General features: G+C 72.5%; 21 protein-coding genes. 17 read left to right on the forward strand and 4 right to left on the reverse strand.

Annotated elements, in window-relative coordinates; genetic code table 11:
* Positions 1–22: 22 nt before the first annotated feature.
* Positions 23–1357, forward strand: a complete 1335-nt coding sequence (locus ACHZ99_RS26150) for a 3-oxoacyl-ACP reductase (RefSeq protein WP_420307200.1) — start codon at positions 23–25, stop codon at positions 1355–1357.
* A gap of 1 nt (position 1358) precedes the next feature.
* Positions 1359–2237, forward strand: coding sequence for a MaoC family dehydratase (locus ACHZ99_RS26155; protein WP_420307201.1), 879 nt, complete (start codon positions 1359–1361; stop codon positions 2235–2237).
* Here the strand turns inward: ACHZ99_RS26155 and ACHZ99_RS26160 are convergent.
* Entirely contained in the window at positions 2220–2891 is a 672-nt protein-coding gene (locus ACHZ99_RS26160; protein WP_420307202.1) for a TetR/AcrR family transcriptional regulator, read from the reverse strand. The genes ACHZ99_RS26155 and ACHZ99_RS26160 overlap by 18 nt on opposite strands.
* Positions 2892–2969: 78 nt before the next feature.
* Here ACHZ99_RS26160 and ACHZ99_RS26165 point away from each other — a divergent pair, with 78 nt between their 5' ends.
* Entirely contained in the window at positions 2970–3434 is a 465-nt protein-coding gene (locus tag ACHZ99_RS26165) for an SCP2 sterol-binding domain-containing protein (RefSeq protein WP_420307203.1), read from the forward strand.
* A gap of 48 nt (positions 3435–3482) precedes the next feature.
* On the opposite strand, the gene ACHZ99_RS26170 is transcribed toward ACHZ99_RS26165, so the two are convergent.
* The gene (locus ACHZ99_RS26170; RefSeq protein ID WP_420307204.1) at positions 3483–4733 is read right to left on the reverse strand and encodes a helix-turn-helix domain-containing protein; all 1251 of its coding nucleotides are present in this window, start codon (positions 4731–4733) and stop codon (positions 3483–3485) included.
* A 263-nt stretch (positions 4734–4996) separates the two neighbouring features.
* Complete coding sequence (locus tag ACHZ99_RS26175; protein WP_420307313.1) at positions 4997–6208, reverse strand: helix-turn-helix domain-containing protein; 1212 nt, start codon at positions 6206–6208, stop codon at positions 4997–4999.
* A 439-nt stretch (positions 6209–6647) separates the two neighbouring features.
* On the opposite strand from ACHZ99_RS26175, the gene ACHZ99_RS26180 reads away from it, so the two are divergent.
* From ACHZ99_RS26180 to ACHZ99_RS26195, 4 genes are all read left to right on the forward strand, one after another.
* Positions 6648–6821: a hypothetical protein gene (locus tag ACHZ99_RS26180; protein ID WP_420307205.1), complete on the forward strand. Its 174-nt coding sequence runs from the start codon at positions 6648–6650 to the stop codon at positions 6819–6821.
* A 395-nt stretch (positions 6822–7216) separates the two neighbouring features.
* Positions 7217–7798, forward strand: coding sequence for a hypothetical protein (locus ACHZ99_RS26185; RefSeq protein WP_420307206.1), 582 nt, complete (start codon positions 7217–7219; stop codon positions 7796–7798).
* A 218-nt stretch (positions 7799–8016) separates the two neighbouring features.
* Positions 8017–8490, forward strand: a complete 474-nt coding sequence (locus ACHZ99_RS26190; protein WP_420307207.1) for a hypothetical protein — start codon at positions 8017–8019, stop codon at positions 8488–8490.
* A gap of 141 nt (positions 8491–8631) precedes the next feature.
* Positions 8632–10029, forward strand: coding sequence for a DUF6801 domain-containing protein (locus ACHZ99_RS26195; protein WP_420307208.1), 1398 nt, complete (start codon positions 8632–8634; stop codon positions 10027–10029).
* A gap of 61 nt (positions 10030–10090) precedes the next feature.
* Here ACHZ99_RS26195 and ACHZ99_RS26200 read toward each other — a convergent pair whose 3' ends face one another.
* The gene (locus ACHZ99_RS26200) at positions 10091–10735 is read right to left on the reverse strand and encodes a hypothetical protein (protein WP_420307209.1); all 645 of its coding nucleotides are present in this window, start codon (positions 10733–10735) and stop codon (positions 10091–10093) included.
* Between the two features lie 683 nt (positions 10736–11418).
* Here ACHZ99_RS26200 and ACHZ99_RS26205 point away from each other — a divergent pair.
* The 10 genes from ACHZ99_RS26205 to ACHZ99_RS26250 are packed head-to-tail and all read left to right on the forward strand — an operon-like array spanning position 11419 to position 21994.
* Entirely contained in the window at positions 11419–12435 is a 1017-nt protein-coding gene (locus tag ACHZ99_RS26205) for an ABC transporter ATP-binding protein (protein ID WP_420307210.1), read from the forward strand.
* Complete coding sequence (locus tag ACHZ99_RS26210) at positions 12432–13334, forward strand: MlaE family ABC transporter permease (RefSeq protein WP_420307212.1); 903 nt, start codon at positions 12432–12434, stop codon at positions 13332–13334. Before ACHZ99_RS26205 ends, ACHZ99_RS26210 begins: the two co-directional genes overlap by 4 nt.
* A 3-nt stretch (positions 13335–13337) precedes the next feature.
* Positions 13338–14231 (forward strand): MlaE family ABC transporter permease, encoded by an 894-nt coding sequence (locus ACHZ99_RS26215; protein WP_420307213.1) that lies wholly within the window; start codon positions 13338–13340, stop codon positions 14229–14231.
* On the forward strand, positions 14228–15511 hold the full coding sequence (locus ACHZ99_RS26220) for an MCE family protein (RefSeq protein ID WP_420307214.1): 1284 nt from the start codon (positions 14228–14230) through the stop codon (positions 15509–15511). Before ACHZ99_RS26215 ends, ACHZ99_RS26220 begins: the two co-directional genes overlap by 4 nt.
* Positions 15508–16539, forward strand: a complete 1032-nt coding sequence (locus ACHZ99_RS26225) for an MCE family protein (protein WP_420307215.1) — start codon at positions 15508–15510, stop codon at positions 16537–16539. Before ACHZ99_RS26220 ends, ACHZ99_RS26225 begins: the two co-directional genes overlap by 4 nt.
* Positions 16536–17561, forward strand: a complete 1026-nt coding sequence (locus tag ACHZ99_RS26230) for an MCE family protein (RefSeq protein ID WP_420307216.1) — start codon at positions 16536–16538, stop codon at positions 17559–17561. Before ACHZ99_RS26225 ends, ACHZ99_RS26230 begins: the two co-directional genes overlap by 4 nt.
* Positions 17562–17563: 2 nt before the next feature.
* On the forward strand, positions 17564–18742 hold the full coding sequence (locus tag ACHZ99_RS26235) for an MCE family protein (protein WP_420307217.1): 1179 nt from the start codon (positions 17564–17566) through the stop codon (positions 18740–18742).
* Positions 18739–20184, forward strand: a complete 1446-nt coding sequence (locus ACHZ99_RS26240) for an MlaD family protein (RefSeq protein WP_420307218.1) — start codon at positions 18739–18741, stop codon at positions 20182–20184. Before ACHZ99_RS26235 ends, ACHZ99_RS26240 begins: the two co-directional genes overlap by 4 nt.
* Positions 20181–21446 (forward strand): MCE family protein, encoded by a 1266-nt coding sequence (locus tag ACHZ99_RS26245; RefSeq protein WP_420307219.1) that lies wholly within the window; start codon positions 20181–20183, stop codon positions 21444–21446. The genes ACHZ99_RS26240 and ACHZ99_RS26245 overlap by 4 nt, the downstream gene beginning before the upstream one ends.
* On the forward strand, positions 21443–21994 hold the full coding sequence (locus ACHZ99_RS26250) for a hypothetical protein (protein WP_420307220.1): 552 nt from the start codon (positions 21443–21445) through the stop codon (positions 21992–21994). Before ACHZ99_RS26245 ends, ACHZ99_RS26250 begins: the two co-directional genes overlap by 4 nt.
* The last annotated feature ends 27 nt before the right edge of the window (positions 21995–22021 follow it).

Raw genomic sequence — 22021 nt, forward strand, 5'->3', positions numbered from 1 at the left:
CTCAGGCGTAAGGGGATTGCCAATGGCCGATCGCTACCAGAAACTCACGAGCCGCGGCGCCGGCGCCTTCGTCGCCAAGCGGCTCGGCCTCCCGCGCCCCGCGCGGCTGGAGCGGCACCGGCCGGGGCAGCCCGTGGCGCGCGGGCCCGTCGCGCTCGGCGGCGCGGACGGCGGCCGGATGCGCAAGACGCTGCGCGAGCTGCTGGACTCCGCCGGCGCGGAGGTGGTGACCGAGGAGACCGTACGGCCCGGGGCGCTGGTCTTCGACGCCACCGGCATCGACTCCTCCGCCCGGCTGCGCGCCCTCCACGACTTCCTCCACCCCCGGATACGCCGGCTCGCCCCCTGCGGGCGCGTCGTGGTCGTCGGCACGCCGCCCGAGGACGCCGCCGGACCGGCCGAGGCGGTGGCGCAGCGGGCGCTGGAGGGGTTCGTCCGGTCGGTCGGCAAGGAGCTGCGGAACGGCTCCACCGCGCACCTGCTGCTGGTCGCGCCGGGCGCGGAGGGCGGGCTGGAGTCGACGCTGCGCTTCGCGCTGTCGGCCCGCTCGGCGTACGTCTCGGGCCAGGCGCTCCGGGTCACGGGCACGGCCGACGTGCCTGCGACGGCCGACTGGGACCGGCCGCTGGCCGGACGGACGGCGCTGGTCACCGGCGCGTCGCGGGGGATCGGCGCGGTGACGGCGGAGACCCTGCACCGCGACGGCGCACAGGTGGTGTGCCTGGACGTCGCCGCGCAGGCCGCCGAGCTGCGGGCGGTGGCCGACCGGGTCGGCGGCGGGGCGCTGGAGCTGGACATCACGGCGGCGGACGCCGGGGACCGGCTGGCCGCGTACCTGGACGAGCACCACAGCGGCGTCGACGTCGTCGTGCACAACGCGGGCATCACCCGCGACAAGACCCTCGGGCGCATGACCGCGGCGCAGTGGGACGCGGTCGTCGGCGTCAACCTCACCGCCGTCGAGACCCTCACCGCCCGCCTCCTCGACGGCGGCCTGCTGCGCGACGGCGGCCGCGTCGTGTGCACCTCGTCGATCAGCGGCATCGCGGGCAACGTCGGCCAGACCAACTACGCGGCCAGCAAGGCCGGACTCATCGGCTACGTCCAGGCCGCCGCCCCGGCCGCGGCCCGGCGCGGGGTGACGGTCAACGCGGTCGCGCCCGGATTCATCGAGACGCAGATGACGGCGGCGGTCCCGCTGGTCATCCGGGAGGCGGGACGCCGCATGAACAGCCTGAAGCAGGGCGGCCTGCCCGTGGACGTGGCCGAGGCGGTGGCGTACTTCGCGGCGCCCGGCAGCGGAGCCGTGACCGGGCAGGTGCTGCGGGTGTGCGGCCAGGCACTGCTGGGGGCGTGAAATGGAGACCCGGGAGCTGAGCAGGGCGCCGCGGCTGCTGCCGCTGTACGCGCGGGCGGCGGTGCCGAAGCGGCGGGGGCGGCCCGCCGTCCCCCGGCCCGCCGTCCCCGAACGCCGCCTCGTCCTGCCCGCCGTACGCCCCGACCCCGCCCGGCTGCGCCGCTACGCCGCCGTCTGCGGCTTCCCCGACGACGGCCGGCTGCCGGCCACGTACCCGCACGTGGTGGCCTTCCCGCTCGCCATGTCCCTCATGGCCGCCCGCGACTTCCCCTTCCCGCTGCTCGGCCTCGTCCACGTCGCCAACCGCGTCGAGCGGCTGCGCCCGGTCGACGCCGGCGAGCGGCTGACGTACGTCGTGGCGACGGGCCCGGCGGAACCGCACCCCAGGGGCACGGCGTTCACGGTCACCGCGCAGGCGCGGGCGGGCGGGGAGACGGTGTGGCGGTCGGCGAGCACGTACCTGAGCCGCGGGCCCGGCACGGGCGAGGCTGGGGCGCAGCAGGAGGCGCCGGACCTCACGGTGCCGTCGCGGCAGGAGAACTGGCCGCTGCCGGGCTCGCTGGGCCGCTCGTACGCCGCCTCCTCCGGCGACCGCAACCCCATCCACCTGCACCCGCTGGCGGCCCGGCCGTTCGGCTTCCGGCGCGCGATCGCGCACGGCATGTGGACCAAGGCGCGCTGCCTGGCGGCGCTGGCGGCCGACCTGCCCGGGGCGTACGCGGCGGAGGTGGCGTTCCGCGCGCCGGTGCTGCTGCCGGCGACGGTCCGCTTCCGCGCGGAGCGTGCGGAACACGCGGGCGCGGGCTGGGCGTTCGACGTACGCGCCGCGGACGGCACCCGCGAGCACCTGCGCGGCGCGGTCTCACCCCTCGGCGGCTGACGGCCCCGGCGGGGCTGGCGGCGGGGTCCACGTTTCGCCGTCGAGTACGTTGCGCATGCCCACCCAGATCATGTTCATCAGCCGGCGCGTCATGCCCTCCGGCGACTCCGCGGGGTGGTCGGCCATCCAGTCCGTCAGCGCGTCCGCCGCGCCCACGATGGTGTGCGCGACGAACTCGGCGTCCTCGTCCCCCAGCCGGGCCGGTCCGTCGTTCTCCTCGATCCCGGCCCGTACCAGCGCGGTCACCTCCGCCATCACCGCCCGCCGCGCCGCCGCCGACTCCGCGGCGATCGCCTCGCTCAGCTCGGCGGCGTGCCGGTGCAGCACGACCCACCCGTCGCGGTGCTCGGAGACGAAGGAGAAGAACGCCCGCAGCCCCGCCCGCAGCCGCAGCTCCGGCGTGCCCACCTCCTCGGCCGCCGCCTGGAAGGCGGCCACCAGCCGCTCCGCCTCGCGCCGCAGGCAGGCGACGAACAGCCCTTCCTTGGACTCCAGATAGAGGTAGACCATCGGCTTGGAGATCCCGGCCAGCTCGGCGATCTCGTCCACGGAGGCCGCGTGGTAGCCGCGTTTGGAGAAGACCCGTACCGCCACGTCGATGATCTGCTGCTCCCGCACCCGGCGGGGGAGCCGCTGCCTGCGCTTCTCGGTCACACTTGCGAGCCTATCTGCCGCCTCCTATATTTAACGCACCAGTAAGTTTACTCATCGGTAAGAACGAGGGGTGTGCAGATGGCCGACGACACGTCGGGACTGGCGGGACTGGACCTCGCCGCGGTGTCCCCCGAGGAGTACGCCCGCATCGTCCAGGGGCTCTCCTCGAAGGAGATCGAGGAGATGGCCCGGGACGAGGCGCTCCGCGCGCGGGTCGTCGGGGAGGTCTTCGGGCGGATGGCGCAGCAGTTCCAGCCGGAGAAGGCGGGCACGCTGGACGCCGTGATCCGGTGGCAGATCACCGGCGTCAGCGAGGTGGTGTACGAGGTCACCGTCGCCGGCGGCGCCTGCTCGGTCCGCGAGGGGCGGGGCAGCGGACGGCCGCGGGTGACGCTGGAGATGGGCGACGAGGAGTTCCTGCGGGTCACGTCCGGGAACGCCGGGCCCGTCAAGCTGTTCATGAAGCGGAAGTTGAAGGTCACCGGCGACGTGGCGCTCGCCCTCAAACTGACCACGCTGTTCGACATCCCCAGCGCCGACTGAGCGCGCGCCGAGGGCACCGGCGGGCCGCTGCCCCGGCCCGCCCCGTCCTCAACCCGGCGGTTTGCCCCGGCCGGTGAGCGGGCCCGCCGACGGCAGGTCCGCCTGGTCGCGCAGGCGGAGCGCGCGCAGCGTCGCCTCCAGGGCGAAGCGGCGGTCCGGCTCGGACAGCTGCGAGCCGAAGTGCTGGCCAAGGGTGCGCATCCGGTACCGCACGGTCTGCGGGTGGACGTGCAGCTGCTCGGCGATACGCCCCGCCGTGCCCCGCGTCGTCAGCCACACCCGCAGCGTCTCCACCAGCCGCTCGCGCCGGCCCGCGGTCACGGTGGCCAGCGGCTCCAGCTGGCGGCCGGCCATCTGCTCGACCAGCGCGGGGTCCGTCAGCAGCCACAGCGTGAGCAGGTGCTCCTCGACCCGTACCGGCGAAGGCGTGCGGATCGCGCCCGACTCGACCATGCCGAGCGCCTGCCGCGCCCAGCGCAGCGAGTCCGCGGTCCGGTGCAGCGGGACGGTGAGGCCGACGGCCACGGCCGTCCGGCCCAGCGCCACGTCCAGCGCCTCGCGGCGCTCCTCGTCGAACGGGCCGGGGATCAGCAGGTACGGGTGCGGGCCCGCGGTGTCGGCGAGGACGTCGTCGGGGAGCGCGGTCAGCGACGGGAACTTCTCCGCCGGCATGAGCGCGGCCGGCGTCACCTCGTCCGGCAGCCGCCAGCGGGCCTGCGCGGCGATGTCCTCGACCGTGGGGCGCGGCACCGGCGGCTCGGCGACCAGCGTGCGCAGCAGCCGCCGGCGCAGGCTCTCCAGCCGCTCCGCCGAGTCGGCCTCCGCCTCCAGGTAGCCCTGCCGGGCCAGCTCCGACAGCTCGTCGATGTAGGCGAAGAGCGCGTCGGCGAAGGCGTTCATGACGTGCGAGGCGAGGTGGTGCCGCTCGCCCACGGCCATCGCGCGGCGCCACGCGACCCGGCCTCCGATGCGGTACGCCGACTGCAGGGCGTCGAGGCTGCGGCCCTCCTGCGCCTCGTACCGGCCGAGTCTTCGGTGCACCTCGGCGAGGGGGACGGCGCGCTTGCGCGTCGTCGCGACCCGGTCGGTGAACGTGTCGAGCGACTGCCGCACGCCCAGCCGGATGGCCCGTTCGTACGCGTCCCCCTGCTGGAGCCCGTACTCGGGCACCGCGCGGCGGATCGCCGCGACGATCTCCCGGTAGAGGCTCGGTAACTCGGGCCGGATCAGGCCGGCCAGCTCCCGCGGCAGCGGCTCGGGCGGCTCGGCCAGTGCGATCGCCTGCACGTCGGACGGCATACGTCTACCCCTCACGCCGCCGGCGGCGGCGGGCATGCGGACACCGGCCCGGTGGGGGGTGGACAAGCCGGGTGCCCTGCCGCGCGGAGGTGCCGGCAGCTCACTGTTTCGATGAAGAACCGCGGGCGCCCGGCCGGCAGCGCACCGGAGACCGCGGTGTACCCGGATAACGTTGTAGCCCACACAGAGTGGACGCGGGACTACTCACCGGGCAAGCGCTTGTACGCATCTTTTGTACGACGGTGATAGTTCCCCGCGAACGTTCACGGGCCGTCGCCGCGCCGCCGCAGGTGGAGCGTCCGTACCGCCACCTCCACCGCGAACCGCTCGTCGTGGTCGTCCAGCCGCGCGCCGAAGAGCCGGTGCAGGCTGCGCAGCCGGTAGCGCACGGTCTGCGGGTGCACGTGCAGCAGCCGCGCCATCCGCGCCGCCGTGCCGCGGGTCGTCAGCCAGACCCGCAACGTGTCGACCAGCCGGTCCCTTCGCACCGGCGTGTGCCCGGCGAGCGGCGCCAGCCGCCGGCGCGCCAGCTCCTCGGCGAGCGCCGGGTCGGCCATCAGCCACAGCGTCACCAGGTGGTCGGCGCAGGCGAACACCGGCTCGTCCCGGATCAGCCCGGCCTCCGCGTGCGCGAGCGCCTGCCGCGCCCAGCGCAGCGAGTCCGCGGCCCCGGCGAGCGGCACGGTCACGCCGATCGCGGCCCGGCCGCCGGCCAGCGCCGCGACCAGGCCGGCGCGGCGCTCGCCGGTCAGGGGCCCGGGCAGGAGCAGGTGCGGCTGCGGGTCGGCGAGTTCGGTGAGCACGTCGTCCGGGAACGCCCCGGCGTCGGGGAGGCTCCCCGCCGCCAGCGCGACGGGCGTCGCCGTCTCCGGCAGCGGCCAGCCGGCCCCCTCGGCGAGTCCGGTGATCGCGGGGTGGGTGAGGGGCGTCGCGCCGCCGGCGAGCAGCAGCCGCAGCAGCCGCCGCCGGCGCGCCCCGGCGTCCTCCGGCCCCGACTGCGCCTCCAGATAGCCCTCGCGGCACAGCTCCTCGGTGGAGTCGACGTACGCGAAGACGGCGTCGGCGAACATCGCCATCAGGGTGGGGGACATGTTGTAGCGGGCGCCCACCGTCTTGGCCCGGCGCAGCGCCACGCGGGCGCCGATGCGCAGCGCCGAGCGCAGGTACTGGAAGCTGCGGCCCTCGTACGCCTCGAACCTGCCCAGCCGCCGGCACAGGTCGTCCTGACGGCCCGCCGGGGATTCCGGATTCGCCACCTGCTCCACGAATGCGGAGAGATTCTGCTCGACGCTCTGCTGCAACACCTCCCCGTACGGCCCGCCGAGCAACTGGTCGTATTCCGGAATGGCCCTGCTGATCTCCTGCGCTATTTCCTCCACCAGGCTGGGCAGTTCCGGGCGCATCACCGCGGCGAACTCCTGCGGCAGCGGCTCCGGCGGCTCGCCGAGCCCGGCGGCGGGTCCGGCGTCCGGCATCTGCATGACTCCTCCACCCCGGCGGCGGAGCCCGGTCGGCGTGGCTCCGCCGCCAAGCATGCGTGGCGGCGCGGCGGCACGGGAGCGGAACGGCCGGGCTTGCGCACTCGGCGACAAACCCCGGTGGCGGAATGCTGCGCAACTGACAAGAAAGCGCGCCGCGGTGGGACGTTCGCCGTTTCGCGGTCCTTGGCATTGTGCGTACTTATCGCCCGTACGTAACCTGCTCCGCGTGAGGAACTTGTCGGCAGGCTGGTTGTGGTCCGCATGCCGAACCCGCCGGGCGCGTCGGCCCCGTCCCGGCCCGGCCACCGGCGAGCCGATGGCCGCTGCGCAGAGCGCCGCCGGGGCCGTCAACGGGGCGGGTCACGCGGTTGGTTGCGTACACGTCGCGGAGGAGCGGGGGTACGCGGCCCACTGACCGGGCACCGCGGCGGCGGTGGAGCTGGACACCCGGCCGGGCGGCCGGTCCGCCGGCGCCGCGGCCGTCGACGACGCCGGCGAGGCCGTGGGAGTCCGGGGGACGGCGGACCTGCCGGCCGTCGCCGTGCGCTGGGACGCCGCCGGCGCGGTCACCAGGCTGGAGACGCCCGGCCGGGGAGACCGGCGGTGACCCGGGGGGATTCGGAGGGTATCCGTCGTTGCCGTGCGGTGGATCATTACCGGGGAACGGCTTGCGATTGCGCACTCGGCGACAAGTTCCGGCGGCCGGATACTGCACGGCTGACAAGAAAATACCCGGCCGTAACAAAGTTCCCCGATTCCCGGGCCGAAGTATTGCGCTCCCTTGTTACCCGTACGTAACGTACCCACCTGCAAGGCGCTGGTCGGGGCATCCGCCGAAGTCCGCAGGCCGGACCCGGATCGCTCCACGGTTTCGATCTGCCGCGCGTTGTCCGCGCCCCGGGAAGCGGACACCGTGGTGGCGCAGAACCGTCACTTCAACTCACGAGGGGAATCGCAGTGCGAACACTCACGAGAAGCGCCGCAGTCGCAGCAACAGCCCTCATGGCGGCCGTCGGCTTCACCGTCAGCTCCGCCTCCGCGACCGCGCAGGCGACCTGGACGGTCTCTCCGGGCGGGCCGTTCACGGCCCACTCCGGAGACACGCAGCTGGAGGTGCCCAACGCCGTCCTCCGCTGCACCGACGCGGATGCCGCCGGGGATCTCCAGAGCGGGTCGGGGCTGGACGGTGCAGGCATCGGCACCATCGACAGCCTGACGTTCACGAACTGCACCGTGGCCGGAATCATGTTCAACGTCGACACGTCCTCGACGCCCTGGGACCTGAACGTCACCGGCGTCGACCCCAACAACCCCGACCGGGTACTGGGGTCGATCACCGGGATCATCGCGAACATCTCGGACCCGTCCGGCCTCTGCTCGGCGACGTTCGCCGGTCCCGGCGGAGCCACCGACGAGGGCACGGTCACCGGGTACTTCGACAACGCGACCAGCCAGCTCGTGGTGCAGGACGGAGACCTCACCGCGTACAACGCGAACTGCCTGAACATCATCAACAACGGTGAGCACGCCGCGTTCACCGGCACCTTCGACGTCTCGCCGGCGCAGACCATCACGATGGACTGACGCCCGGCCTGACGGCCCGGGCCCACGGCGTTCCCACCCAACAGCTCACGAAGGGAATCGCAGTGCGACGACTCACGAGACGCACCGCAGTCGCAGCGGCGGCACTTGTGGCGGCCGTGGGGTTCACCGTCAGCTCTGCCTCGGCGACCGCGCAGGCGACCTGGACGGTCACTCCGGGCGGGCCGTTCACGGCCCATTCCGGTGACACGCAGTGGGGCATGCCGAACTACCTCTTCCGGTGTACCGACTCGGACGTCTCCGGGACGCTGAAGAGCGGGTCGGGTCTGGACGGTGCAGGCATCGGCACCATCGACAGTCTGATGTTCATGAACTGCTCCGTGGGCGGAGTCTCGTTCGAGATGAACTCCTCGGTCTCGCTGCCGTGGGACCTGATCGTCATCGGCGTCGACCCCGACAACCCCGACCGGGTACTGGTGGTGATCACGGGGGTCATCGTGCACGTCTCGGACACGAGCGGCATCTGCACGGCGACGTTCGCCGGTCCCGACGGCCCCACCGACCCGGGGACGCTCACCGGTTACTACGACACGAAGAAGCACCAACTCGTCATCGAGGACGGCGACCTCACCGCCCACGACGCGAACTGCCTCGGCATCATCAACGACGGCGACCGCATCGCGTTCACCGGCACCTACGACGTCTCACCGCCTCAGTTCATCGCGCTGGACTGACGCGCCCACGGCAGAAGGAGTTCGATGAGTCCACGTACCGGGCGGCTCACCGTGATCGCACTCGGTGCGCTCGTCGCAGGACTGCTCCCGGCCTCCGGTTCGGCGGCCCAGGAGGCGACCGTCTCGGTCTCCGCCGCCTACGTGTGCGAGCCGGCCGGCGGCGGAGCCGTCGACACCACGGTCGAGTTCACGGGTTCTTTCCCGGCCTCCGTGCGCTCCGGTGAGGCCATCCGGCCCGGCGACCTCACGATGTCGGCCACGTTGGGCGGGGAGCTGCTGGAAGGGCTGCCGGCCGAGGAGGGCGCCACCGTCGCCGGGTCGGCGTCGGTGGCGATGAGCGTGGCCCAGGGGCCGGAGTCCGCCGACTACCCGTGGACCGGAGCGACCGGGGAGCAGGCCGAGGTGGCGGCGGACGGTACGGCCACCGTGTCGTTCTCCGGCGGGATGTCGTCGGCGACACCCGGTGGCTCCGGGGACGTGGTCTTCAGCCTCGGCCCGCTGACCCTGGAGTTGCAGGGCAACCCGCCGGCACAGGGTGACACTGCCTCGCCGCCCGCCGATCCGGCATCCCCGCCGGCCGACCCGGGTGACCCGGCCGCGACCACCCTCGCCTGCACCCTCGCGGAGGGCCAGGACGCCGCCCTGGCGACGGTCGTCGGACCGGACGAGTCCGGCACACCGGGCGGCGAGGACGGCCGCGGCGACAACGGCGGCGCCGGGCAGGGCACTCCGGGTGCCACGGGCACCGAGCCCGGCGGCGCGGGCGCCGGCGTGGAAACGGCGCCTGGGGACAAGCCCGCCGAGACCGGCGATGTGAAGCCGTGCCCTCCGGACCAGCCGCCTACGGCGGAGCTGGATCCCGACCGGCTGATCGAGCCCCCTGAGGGCTCGGACATCTTCAATTTCCCGGGTGTCTACACGTGTACGACCTCGGTCGGCATCGTGAATTCCAAGAAGCTGAACGGCGCGCTCATCGCCAACGATCCGCACGGACCCACGCTCGACAGCGTGCGCGTCATGCTGACCAAGCAGTATATTTGGGGTGACGGCGGTTATAACCAAACCCGCAGTGTCGCGGAGTTCACTCTTCCGGACTCCGGGTCGACATTCCTGGCCTTCGGGTTTGTTCCGGTCTCGGGGAAGGTCGAATTCACTAACGGGCCGATGACGATCAACACGGAGCAGGTCCGGCCCACCGAGCCCAACGAGACCACGGCGGGCTTCTACCAGTCTCTCAGGATCTACGATGTGAAGGTGAACGGGGTCCCGCTGGATGTGGGCGACAACTGCCGCACCAGCCGGCAAATCGACGTCGTGCTCAAAGGTATAGCTCCAGAATATGAGGTTCTCCCCGGCGGCACGTTGAGGGGCCTGGTTTCGGTACCCCCGTTCACCGGGTGCGGCACCGGCGGTGAAGACCTGGACGCCATCTTCACGGCGGCTCTCGCCGGTCCCGGAAACTACGTCGAGCTGAACCAGTCGCCGCTGTGCACGATGCCGTGTACGCCGGTCGTCCCCGAACTGCCCGCCCACGACTGAGCACGAAACTCGCCCGGTTTCCCTCCGCGGAGGGAAACCGGGCGAGCCGTCGTGGCCGGGGTCAGCTCGCCGGCGGCGCCTCCGCGGTGCCGAGGTCGAGGCTGATGGTGTTCCCCTCACCCGGGATGATCGCGTTGATCACGGGGGTGGCGAGCAGGCAGTGCTCGAAGTCGGGGATCGTGTACTCGCCGCTGAGCGTGCCGCCCGTGAACGGGTTGAATCCCGGCTCCGAGGTGAGGGCTATCTCGGCGGGCACCTCGGTCTGGCAGCGGCTGCCCACCCAGATGGGTATGCCGGCCACCTTCAGCTCGGTGATCCGCAGCGTCAGCTTCGAGACCGTGTTGACCTCGCCGGTGGCGGTGTCGATGGTGCCGGCGGTGGGCTCGGTCTCGATGAACTCGGTGGTCGCCGTCGCCGGGATGAAGTCGAGCGTCTTGAACGAGCCGGTGGACGGGGGCAGGTTGGTGTTGGCGCTGAGCGCACCGGTGGACAGGTCCACGGTGGTCTCCAGGGTGCCCGGGCCCAGTTCGAGGTCCGAGTCGGTGCCCGCGAGGTGCGTCGTGCCGGACAGCGGATAGTTGAGCTGGACGGGCGCGGCGTTCGCGGTGCCCGTGGTGGCGACGGTGAAGCCCGCCGCGGCGAGCAGCGCCAGGGCGCCGCGGCCCAGATTCCGCTGCCCTCTCGATAGTGTCAACCGTCTGGCCATCGAGAATCTCCTCAATATCGTGTGGGGGAGCCCGGGTTGGGATTCTGCCGACTGTCGGCGTGAGAATGCTACGCGCCGGTAATAAGGCTGGCAATGTGCCCGGTAAGGCGATCTGGGAATGGTCGGAATACTTATCAGGCAGTGAGAACCGAGGGCCCGCCGATGTGTCGCCGGGTGAGCATCTGCCGGGCGGTCGGGAGGTTGTCACCAGGTGATAAAACAGCACGGCGGATTGCTCAGCGGACGACAAGAAAATACCCGTCGGTAAGGGGGCGGTGACTTTCCCTGCCACGGCTATTGATTCCCCGGTTACCCGTGCGTAGCGTCTCCCTCCGCAGGTGCTCGTGCAGCCCGTCCCCCAGTAAGGCCGCACCGCAGAAGTCGTGTCCGCCGCAGCGCGGATCTCACAGGCGCAGAGGCCGCACCGGCTGCTGCAGGACCCCCTCATGGAGTGATGCACGCATGTGCCCGGCAGAACACGTGTCGCGCGGCAACCCGGCCCGGCCCGCCGCTCTTTGCTCACTCGGAGACAAGGCCGCCGCCCGGGTTTGTCACCGGTTGCCAGTCGTCGGCTGTGAGCGGCGCCCGCGCCCGCGGGCTGTGCTGTGCTGTGCCCGCACCGGAGTTGACGGGACCGGCCGGGGTGTACACGGCCGGCGTCGCCCACCCGCCAGGGGGCTGTGATGGGAATCGAAGTGGTCGTCGACGGGCTGACGAAGTCCTTCGGCCGCCAGAACATCTGGCGGGACGTCACGCTGACGCTGCCGGCCGGCGAGGTCAGCGTGATGCTGGGCCCGTCCGGCACCGGCAAGACGGTGTTCCTCAAGTCGCTCATCGGGCTGCTCAAGCCCGAGGAGGGGCACGTCCTGGTCGACGGCGTCGACATGGTCAACGACCGCGAGCGGGACGTCTTCGAGGCGCGCAAGAAGTTCGGGCTGATGTTCCAGGACGGCGCGCTGTTCGGCTCCATGAGCCTCTTCGACAACGTCGCGTTCCCGCTGCGCGAGCACACCCGCAAGAAGGAGTCCGAGATCCGCCGCATCGTCATGGAGCGGATGGACCTCGTCGGCCTCGGCGGCGCCGAGGGCAAGCTCCCGGGCGAGATATCCGGCGGCATGCGCAAGCGGGCGGGCCTGGCGCGCGCGCTGGTCCTCGACCCGGAGATCGTGCTGTGCGACGAGCCGGACTCCGGTCTGGACCCGGTGCGTACGGCGTTCATCTCGCAGCTGCTCATCGACGTCAACGCGCAGATCGACGCGACGATGCTGATCGTCACCCACAACATCGACATCGCCTCCACCGTCCCCGACAACATCGGCATGCTCTTCCGCCGCAACCTCGTCACCTTCGGGCCCCGCGAGGTGCTGCTCACCAGCGAGGAGCCCGTGGTGTCGCAGTTCCTCAGCGGCAGCCGGCTCGGCCCCATCGGCATGTCCGAGGAGAAGGACGCGGCGACCCTGGCCGCCGAGGGCCTCGGCGGCGCGGCGCCCGGCGCCGGCCCGCGCGCGATCGTGCCGCAGCTCGAACCGTCGCCCGGGATGCCCGCGCGGCAGGCGGTGGACCGGCACCGGGAGCGGGTGCTGGGCATGCTGGCGCAGCTGCCGACCGCCGCGCGCAACGCGATCGTGGCGGGCATCGGGTCGTCGGTCGCGGAGGCGCGGACGCTGACCATGCCGGCGATCCCGGAGGAGCGGCCGTGACCGCCGTCCTGCCGCCGCCCCCGCCGGGCCCGCCGCCCCCGCCGGAACCGGACCCGGACCCCGGCCCGGAGCCCGGGCCCGGCGAAACGCCGGACGCCGCCGAGCGGAAGGAGCCGCGCCCCGCCCGGTCCGTACCCGGGGCCGGCGCGCTGCGCGAGACGGGCAAGCTGTTCGCGCTGGCGCTGTCCGTCGCCCGGCTGACCTTCAAGCGGCCGTTCCAGCTGCGCGAGTTCGTCGAGCAGTTCTGGTTCATCGCCAGCGTCACGATCCTGCCCGCCGCCCTGGTGTCGATCCCCTTCGGCGCCGTCATCGCCCTCCAGGTCGGCTCGCTCACCCAGCAGTTCGGCGCGCAGTCCTTCACCGGCGGCGCCAGCGTCCTCGCCGTCATCCAGCAGGCGTCACCGCTGATCGTGGCGCTGCTGATCTCCGGCGCCGGCGGCTCCGCGATCTGCGCCGACCTCGGCTCCCGGAAGATCCGCGAGGAGCTGGACGCGATGGAGGTCATGGGCGTCTCGCCGGTGCAGCGGCTCGTGGTGCCCCGGGTGCTTGCCGCGATGGGCGTGGCGGTGCTGCTCAACGGCCTGGTGTCGGTCGTCGGGACGCTCGGCGGCTACTTCTTCAACGTCATCATGCAGGGCGGCACCCCCGGCGCGTACCTCTCCAGCTTCTCCGCCCTCGCGCAGCTCCCCGACCTGTACATCAGCGAGATCAAGGCGCTGATCTTCGGCTTCATCGCCGGCATCGTCGCCGCCTACCGCGGCCTCAACCCCCGCGGCGGCCCGAAGGGCGTGGGCGACGCGGTCAACCAGTCCGTCGTCATCACCTTCCTGCTGCTGTTCTTCGTCAACACCATCCTGACGTCGGTCTACCTGCAGGTCGTCCCCCCGAAGGGAGGCTGAGCGATGGCCCTGGACCAGAAGCGACAGCGGGACGCCACGGCCCCCGAGGAGTCCGGGCCGGCCCCCCGGCGCCTCGCCCCCGGCCGGCTCCTGGACCGCCCGCTGTCCTGGCTCGACCAGGCCGGCGACCAGCTCATCTTCTACGTACGCGCGCTGCTGTGGGCGCCGCGCGCCGCCCGCCGCTACCTCAAGGAGGTGCAGCGGCTCCTCGCCGAGGTCGCCTTCGGCAGCGGCGGCCTGGGCGTCATCGGCGGCACCATCGGCGTGATGTTCGCGATGACCCTGTTCACCGGCACGGTCGTCGGCCTCCAGGGCTACGCCGCCCTCAACCAGATCGGCACCGCCGCCTTCACCGGCTTCGTCTCCGCGTACTTCAACACCCGCGAGATCGCCCCGCTCGTCGCCGGCCTCGCGCTGTCCGCCACGGTCGGCGCCGGCTTCACCGCGCAGCTGGGCGCGATGCGGATCAACGAGGAGGTGGACGCGCTGGAGGGCATGGGCGTGCGCTCCATGCCGTACCTCGTCACCACCCGCATCCTCGCCGGGGTCGTGGCCATCATCCCGCTCTACGGGATCGGGCTGCTCAGCTCCTACCTCGCGTCCCGCGCCGTGACGGTCTTCTACAACGACCAGGCCGCCGGCACGTACGACCACTACTTCAACCTCTTCCTCTCCCCGACCGACGTGCTCCTGTCGTTCCTGAAAGTGCTGATCTTCAGCGTGATGGTGATCCTCGCGCACTGCTACTACGGCTTCCGCGCCACCGGCGGCCCCGCCGGCGTCGGCGTCGCCGTGGGGCGCTCGGTGCGTACCGCGATCGTGCTGATCGCCGTCACCGACTTCTTCCTCAGCCTGGCGATCTGGGGCACCACGACCACGGTGAAGGTGTCCGGATGAGCGGCGTGGCGCAGACGGCCGGACGGCGGCTCGCGGGGCTGGTGTTCCTGCTGGTGCTGGCCCTGCTGGTGTGGCTGTCGGTGGCCGTCTACCACAAGGAGTTCACCGACACCGCCACCGTCACGGTCGAGACCGGCAGCGTCGGCAACGAGATGCACCCGTACGCCGAGGTGAAGATGCGCGGCGTCGTCGTCGGCGAGGTGCGGGAGATCTCCGCCGAGGACGGCGGGCGGACCGCGAAGCTGACGATCGCCCTCAAGCCCGGGGAGCTGGACCGGATACCGGCGGACGTCTCCGCCCGGATGCTGCCCACCACCCTCTTCGGCGAGCGCTACGTCGCCCTCGTCCCGCCGGAGAGCCCGGCGCCGGAGCCGCTCGAAGCCGGCAGCGTCATCCCGCAGGACCTCAGCGAGAACGCCATCGAGCTGGAGCAGGTCCTCGACAACGTCCTGCCGCTGCTCACCGCCGTCAAGCCGGACAAGCTGTCCGCCACCCTCACCGCGATGGCCGACGCGCTCGACGGCCGCGGCGAGAAGCTCGGCGACACCCTCGTCGAACTGGACGCGCACCTGAAGAAGCTCAACCCGCACCTGCCGACGCTCAACCGCGACATCCGCGAGCTGGTCGAGTTCGGCCACCTGTACGCGGACGCCGCCCCCGACCTGGTCGACGCCCTGCGGGACGCCACGACGACGAGCGGCACCCTCGCCGCCAAGCGCGCGGACCTCGGCATCCTCTACGGCACCACGACGGTCACCGCGCAGGACCTCGACACCTTCCTGCGGCAGAACGAGGAGAACATCATCCGGCTGTCCGCCCACGGCCGCCCCACGGTGGAGAAGCTCGCCGAGTACGCGCCGTCGTTCCCCTGCACGCTCCGTACCCTCGCGGACTTCGTGCCCGTCATGGACAAGGCCCTCGGCAAGGGCACCGGCAAGCCCGGCCTGCACGTCGAGGTCGAGGTGGTGCCGCAGCGCGGCAAGTACGTCCCCGGCCGGGACACCCCGCGCTTCGACGCCGGCGGCGGCCCGCACTGCTACGGCGTCCCGTACACCGGCCAGCCGTCCCGGAGCGGGACCGCGGGCGGCGGGCGGCCGCAGTCCGCGAAGACCCTCGCCACCGACGACGACGGCCTCGGGCTGCCCAACTCGCAGGCGGAGAACCAGCTCGTCAACGAACTCCTCGCGGCCGGCGACACCACCGCCGCGGCCGGCCTGCCCGACTGGTCCAGCGTGCTCGCCGGGCCCGTCTTCCGCGGGACGGAGGTGGAGCTGAAGTGAACAGGAAGAGCCTCGCCGGACCGCTGGTCAAGTCCCTCGTCTTCGTCGTCGTCACCGCGCTCGCCACGACCGCGCTCGCCTTCTCCATCGCCAACACCGGCGTCGGCCCCACCGACGGCTACCGGGCCCGGTTCACCGACGTCACCGGCCTCGTCGAGGGCGACAGCGTGCGGGTCGCGGGCGTGAAGGTCGGCGAAGTCGAGTCCATCGAGCTGAGCGGACGGCGGTACGCGCAGGTGGAGTTCACCGTACGCGAGGGGCGCGAGCTGCCCGCCTCCGTGAACGCCTCGGTCAAGTACCTCAACATGGTCGGCCAGCGCTACATCGACCTGGAGCAGGGCGAGGGCCCGGTCGGCCGGAGCCTCACGCCCGGCGACACCATCCCGCTGGAGCGCACCCGGCCCGCGCTCGACCTCACCCAGCTCTTCAACGGCTTCCAGCCGCTCTTCCAGGGGCTGTCGCCGGAGGACACCAACAAGCTCGCGAACGAGATCGTCCAGGTCCTCCAGGGCCAGGGCGGCACGGTCGACAGCCTCGTCGAGACGGTCGGCTCGCTGACCACCACCCTGGCCGCCAAGGACAAGGTGATCGGCGAGGTCATCGACAACCTCACCGAGGTGGTGGAGACCGTCAACACCCGCGAACAGGACTTCAACGACCTGCTGGTCACCCTCCAGGACCTCGTGTCCGGCTTCGCCGACGACCGGAAGCCCCTCTTCCGCGCCGTCGACGCCATGGGCGACCTGACGACCAGCACCGCCGGCCTCGTACGCGACGGCCGCGCCCCGCTGAAGGAGGACATCCGCCAGCTCGGCCGAGTCTCGGAGCGGCTGGCGGACAACGCGCCCATGGTGGAGAACTTCCTCGAACGGACGCCGGTCAAGATGGCCACGCTCGGGCGGCTGTCCTCGTACGGGTCCTGGTTCAACCTCTACCTCTGCGAGGCGAAGGTGTCCGGCGTGAGCACGTACGACGGCAGCGAGCCGCCGACCGGGATCTCCGTGACCCAGCCGAGGTGCGAGCGATGAGACTCCCGCAGCTGAAGCCCGTACGCGAACGCAACCCCGTCGCCGTGGCGCTGGTGGGGCTGCTGGTCCTCGCCGTGCTCGGGCTCGCGGCGTACCGCGCCGACGCGCTGCCCGGCGTCGGCGGCGGCACCACCTACACCGCGCACTTCTCCGAGTCGGCGGGGCTGCGCTCCGGCGACGAGGTGCGGATCGCGGGCGTGAAGGTGGGCGAGGTGGACGACGTCGGGCTCGACGGGGACCGGGTCGCGGTGGACTTCACCGTACGGGACGCCTGGGTCGGCGACCGCTCCACCGCCGCCATCGCCATCGAGACGCTGCTCGGCGAGAAGTACCTGGCGCTCGACCCCCTCGGCGACGCCCGCCAGGACGCCGGCCGGCCCATTCCGCTCCGCCGCACCACCGCGCCGTACGACGTCACGCAGGCGTTCCAGGACCTGTCCTCGACCGTCGACGAGCTGGACACCGAGGCGCTGTCGGAGAGCTTCCAGGTGCTCTCGCAGACGTTCGAGGACACCCCGCCGAACGTGCGGAAGGCGGCCACGGGACTCGCGGACCTGTCGAAGACCATCTCCTCCCGGGACGCGGAGCTGGCCCGGCTGCTCTCCGGCAGCAACGAGATCACCAGGACCCTGAAGAACCAGAACGAGACGTTCGAGACGCTGCTGAAGGACGGCAACGACCTGCTCGCCGAGGTACGCGCCCGGCGCGACGCGATCCACGCCCTCTTCACCGGTACCCGCGACCTGGCGAAGGAGCTCGACGGGCTGGTGGCGGACAACGAGAAGCAGCTCGGCCCGACGCTCGACGCCCTCGACCGGGTCACCGACGTGCTCCTGGACAACGAGAAGAACCTCGACAAGGCGCTGGCCACGGCCGGTCCGTACTACCGGCTCCTCGGCAACACCGTCGGCAACGGCCGGTGGTTCGACAGCTACCTCTGCGGCCTGGTGCCCAAGACCTACGCGCCGGACGTCGTGCCGGACACCGGGTGCAAGCCGCCCAAGCCGAAGGGGGGCCGGTGAGGATGGCCAAGACGGCCAGAACACCGCCCGGAAGGGGAGCGGCCCGGCACGTCCGCGCCGCCGCCGGCCGGCTGCGCGGGCGCAGGCCCGTCGCGCTGCTGCTGGCCGCGGCCGTGCTGGCGGCCGCGGGCACCTGGGGCGTACGGGCGCTCACCGGGCCCGACGGCACGTCGGTCACCGCGTACTTCGACTCCGGCGTCGGCCTCTACGAGGGCTCGGAGCTCAAGATCCTCGGCGTCACGGTCGGCAGCGTGGACTCCGTCGAACCCGAGGGCGAGCGGGTGCGCGTCGAGCTGACCCTCGACGACGGCGTGCCCGCGCCCGCGGACGTCCAGGCGGCGGTCATCGCGCCGAGCGTGGTCTCCGGCCGCTACGTCCAGCTCAGCCCCGCCTACACCGGCGGGCCCGAGCTGGCCGACGGCGACGAGATCCCCGTCGAACGGACCGCCACCCCGGTGGAGATCGACGAGCTGTACGCCTCCCTCACCGACCTCAGCGACGCCCTCGGCCCCGAGGGCGCCAACGCCGAGGGGGAGCTGAGCGAGCTGCTGGAGACCGGCGCCCGCAACCTGGAGGGCAACGGCAAGGCGATCGGCGACAGCATCGACCAGTTCGGCGACGCCACCCAGACGCTCTCCGGCCGCAGCGACGAACTCTTCGGCACCATCAAGAACCTCCAGTCCTTCACCACCATGCTGAAGAGGAACGACAAGCAGGTGCGCGACGCCGAACGGCAGCTCGCCGACGTCGGCACCTTCCTCGCCGAGGACAAGGACGAGCTGGCCGCCGCGCTCAGGGAACTGGGCGACGCGCTCGGCGAGGTGGAGTCGTTCATCGAGGACAACCGCGGCCGCATCAAGGACAACGTCGGCAAGCTGGCGTCGCTGACCCGCATCCTCGTGGACAACCGGGCCTCCCTCGCCGAGGCCCTCGACGCCGCGCCCCTCGCGACGGACAACCTGCTGAACGCCTACAACCCCGGCAAGCGCACCATCGACGGCCGCGGCAACCTCAACGAGCTGAGCATGGGCGGCACCCCGGACACCGAGGCCGCGAACGCCGGCAGCGGCACCGAGGGACTGGTGCCGGCGCCCGCGGAGCGGCGCGCCGAGCTGCCCGGTCTGCCGCTGCCGGCCGTCGGCGACGTCTACGGCACGCCGGAGCAGGGAGGTGCCCGATGAGGTGGCACGTCAAGCCGGTCGTGGGGCTCGCCGCCACCGCGCTCGTCCTCGCCTCGCCGTTCGTGCTGATGGAGGTCTACCAGCGCGCCGACGTCGAGTTCACCGGCATCCAGGACCTGCCGCTGCCCGGCGGCGCCGACCTCGGCGACCACCCGTACGAGGTCACCGCCGAGTTCGAGGACGTGCTGAGCCTCGTGCCGCAGTCCGCGGTACGGGTCAACGACGTGGCCGTCGGCCGGGTCACCGACATCGAGGTCGCCGACGACGGGTGGACCGCGATGGTCACCATGAAGGTCAACGGCGACGTGCGGCTGCCGGCCGGCGCGTACGCCCGCATCGAGCAGTCGAGCCTGCTGGGCGAGAAGTACGTCCAGCTGCTCGCCCCGCCGGAGAAGGAGCGGGTCGACGCGCAGCAGGCGGGCGACCTCGGCAGCGCCCCCGGGGACGTGACCACGGCGATCCTCCCCGACCCCGACGAGGCGGCGAAGCCCGACATCCCGCTGGCGCGCACCAACCGCAACCCGGAGGTCGAGGAGGTCTTCGGCGCCCTGTCCATGCTCCTCAACGGCGGCGGCATCGAGCAGCTGCGCACCATCAGCCGGGAGCTGAACAAGGCGCTGGACGGCAACGAGACCGAGGTCCGCTCCGTGCTCACCCGCGTCGACACCCTGATGACCAGCCTCGACGACAACAAGGACGGCATCACCGACGCGCTCGACAGCGTCAACCGGCTGTCCGCCACCCTCGCCACCCGCAAGACCGAGATCGGCACCGTGCTCGAAGACCTCAGCCCCGGCATGAAGGTGCTGGAGGAGCAGCGCGGCGCGCTGCTCACCATGCTGCGCTCCCTCGACCGGCTCTCCGACGTCGCGGTCGACACCATCGACGCGAGCAGGGAGGACATGATCGCCGATCTGCGGGCGCTCGGCCCGGTGCTGAAGAACCTCGCCGACGCCGGGCAGGCGCTGCCCGAGTCGCTGGAGGTGCTGTTCACGTACCCCTTCACCGACGAGGTGCTCAACGGGGTCAAGGGCGACTACCTCAACATCTACCTCGCGGTGACCGCGCCCCGTGGCACGGAGATCATCCCGCCGATCACCGAGGACCCGCTGCCCCACTCCGGCGGCCCCGGCGGCGCGGCCGGCCCCGGCACCACGCCGCCGGGCACCGCCCTGTCGCTGCCGCTGCCGTCGGTGGCGCCCACGTCGCCCGAGGGCGGGCCGTCGTCGTCCCCGACCCCGGGCGACCCGGCGCCGGACGGCACGGGGCCGGCGTCCCCGGGCGGGGACGACGCGGCGGACGGCGGCGGAGACGGCGGGGACAGCGGGGACAGCGGGGACGGGGACGGCACGCCGTCGTCGTCGCCGGACGGCAGCCCCTCCGCCACGGAGCCGGAGTCGCCGGCGTCCGGCAGCCCGTCGGCCGGGGGTGAGAGCCGGTGATCACCAGGTCCGTCATCGTCAAGAACATCGTGTTCGCCGTCGTCGCGGTGCTGGTCATCGGGTACGTCGGCGTGCGCTACGCCGACCTCGGACGCTACGTCGGCATGCGCGACTACTACACGGTGCGCGTCGAACTCGCCGAGACCGGCGGGCTGTTCACCCACGCGGCGGTCACCTACCGCGGGGTGTCCGTCGGCCGCGTCGGGCCCATCGAGCTGACCGACACGGGCGTCGAGGCCGAGCTGCGGATCCGCGACTCGGCCCCGCCGATCCCCGCCGACCTGTCCGCCGACGTCGCCAACTACTCCGCCGTCGGCGAGCAGTACCTCGACCTCAAACCCACCGCCGACTCCGGCCCGTACCTGACGGACGGCGACGTCGTCGGCCGCCAGCACACCTCGACGCCCGCGCCCGTCACCAACCTCCTCACCAGCGTCGACTCCTTCGCCACCTCCGTCGACACCCGCGAGCTGCGCACCGTCGTCGACGAGCTCGGCGACGCCTTCGCCGGCCAGGGCGAGAACCTGCGGCGGCTCCTCGACACCGGCAGCGAGTTCGTCCGCGCCGCCGACGACGCGCTCCCGTACAGCACCCGGCTCATGATCGACGGCGAGACCGTGCTGCGCACCCAGAACGAGTCCGGCGAGGCGCTGAAGGCGTTCGCGGACGGCGCCGAGGAACTGGCTCACCAACTGGAGCGCTCCGACGGCGACCTGCGCCGCGTCATCGAGGCCGGGCCGGGCGCGGCGAGCCAGGTCACCGGGCTGCTGCGGGACCTCGACCCGAGCCTGAGCGTGCTGCTGGCGAACCTGCTGACCACCTCGGACATCGCGGTCACCCGGCAGGACGGCCTGGAACAGCTCCTCGTCCAGCTGCCCCAGGTGACCGCCGCCGGCTCCACCGCCATCACCCCCGACGGCGCGCGCTTCGGCCTGGCCCTGAGCTTCTTCAACCCGCTGCCCTGCACCCAGGGGTACGGCTCCACGACATACCGGAACGGGCTGAAGACCAGCCCCGCGAGCTTCAACACCGCCGCCCGCTGCACCGCCCCGGCGTCCAGCGGCGTCAACGTCCGCGGCTCCGCGCACTCCCCGGGCGGCGGCGAGGTGCCGACGCCGGCCCGGCCCGGTTCCGGGCTCGCCGACGACCGGCCCGGCACCCGCGCCGCGACCGGCGCCCTGCCCGGCGCGCTCGGGCTCCCGTCGGTCGGCGACGGGCCCCGCGACATGGCCGGGCTGCTCGGCCTAGAGGAGGCGCGATGAGCACGCCAGCGTCGTACGTTCCGGACGCCCCGCAGGCGCCGCGGGGGCGGACGCTCGCCGTCGCCGTCGTCGTCGCGCTGGTCCTCGCGTTCGCGGGCTTCGCCGCCTGGCGCTACGCCGCCGCCGCGACCAACGACGACCTGGACTTCGGCCGCGAGCGCGACCGCGTGCTCTCCGCCGCGCAGACGCACATCGGGACGCTCAACAGCATCGACGCCGCCGACCCGGACGCCGGCCTGACGCGCTGGCTGGACGCCACCACCGGGCCGCTCCACGAGGACCTGCGCCGGTCGCGGGCCGCGAGCGCGGACGCCGTCAAGCGCTCCGGGATCACGGCCCGCGCGACGGTCACCGAGGCCGCCGTCACGGAGCTGGACACCCGCGGAGGGACGGCGAAGGCGCTGGCCACGCTGCGGGTGGAGCGGCGCGGCGGGGCGGACGGGGCGGCGACGGACCGCAAGCGGTTCGAGGCGGGACTGAAGCGGACGGGGGACGGCTGGAAGATCGCGTCCCTCACCGCGATCACCGTGGAGGGGAGCCGGACATGAGCCGGGAGAGCAGAACGGGGGTCGCGG

The organism is Streptomyces sp. MAR4 CNX-425 (assembly GCF_048656465.1).
In the GTDB taxonomy this organism is placed as follows: domain Bacteria; phylum Actinomycetota; class Actinomycetes; order Streptomycetales; family Streptomycetaceae; genus Streptomyces.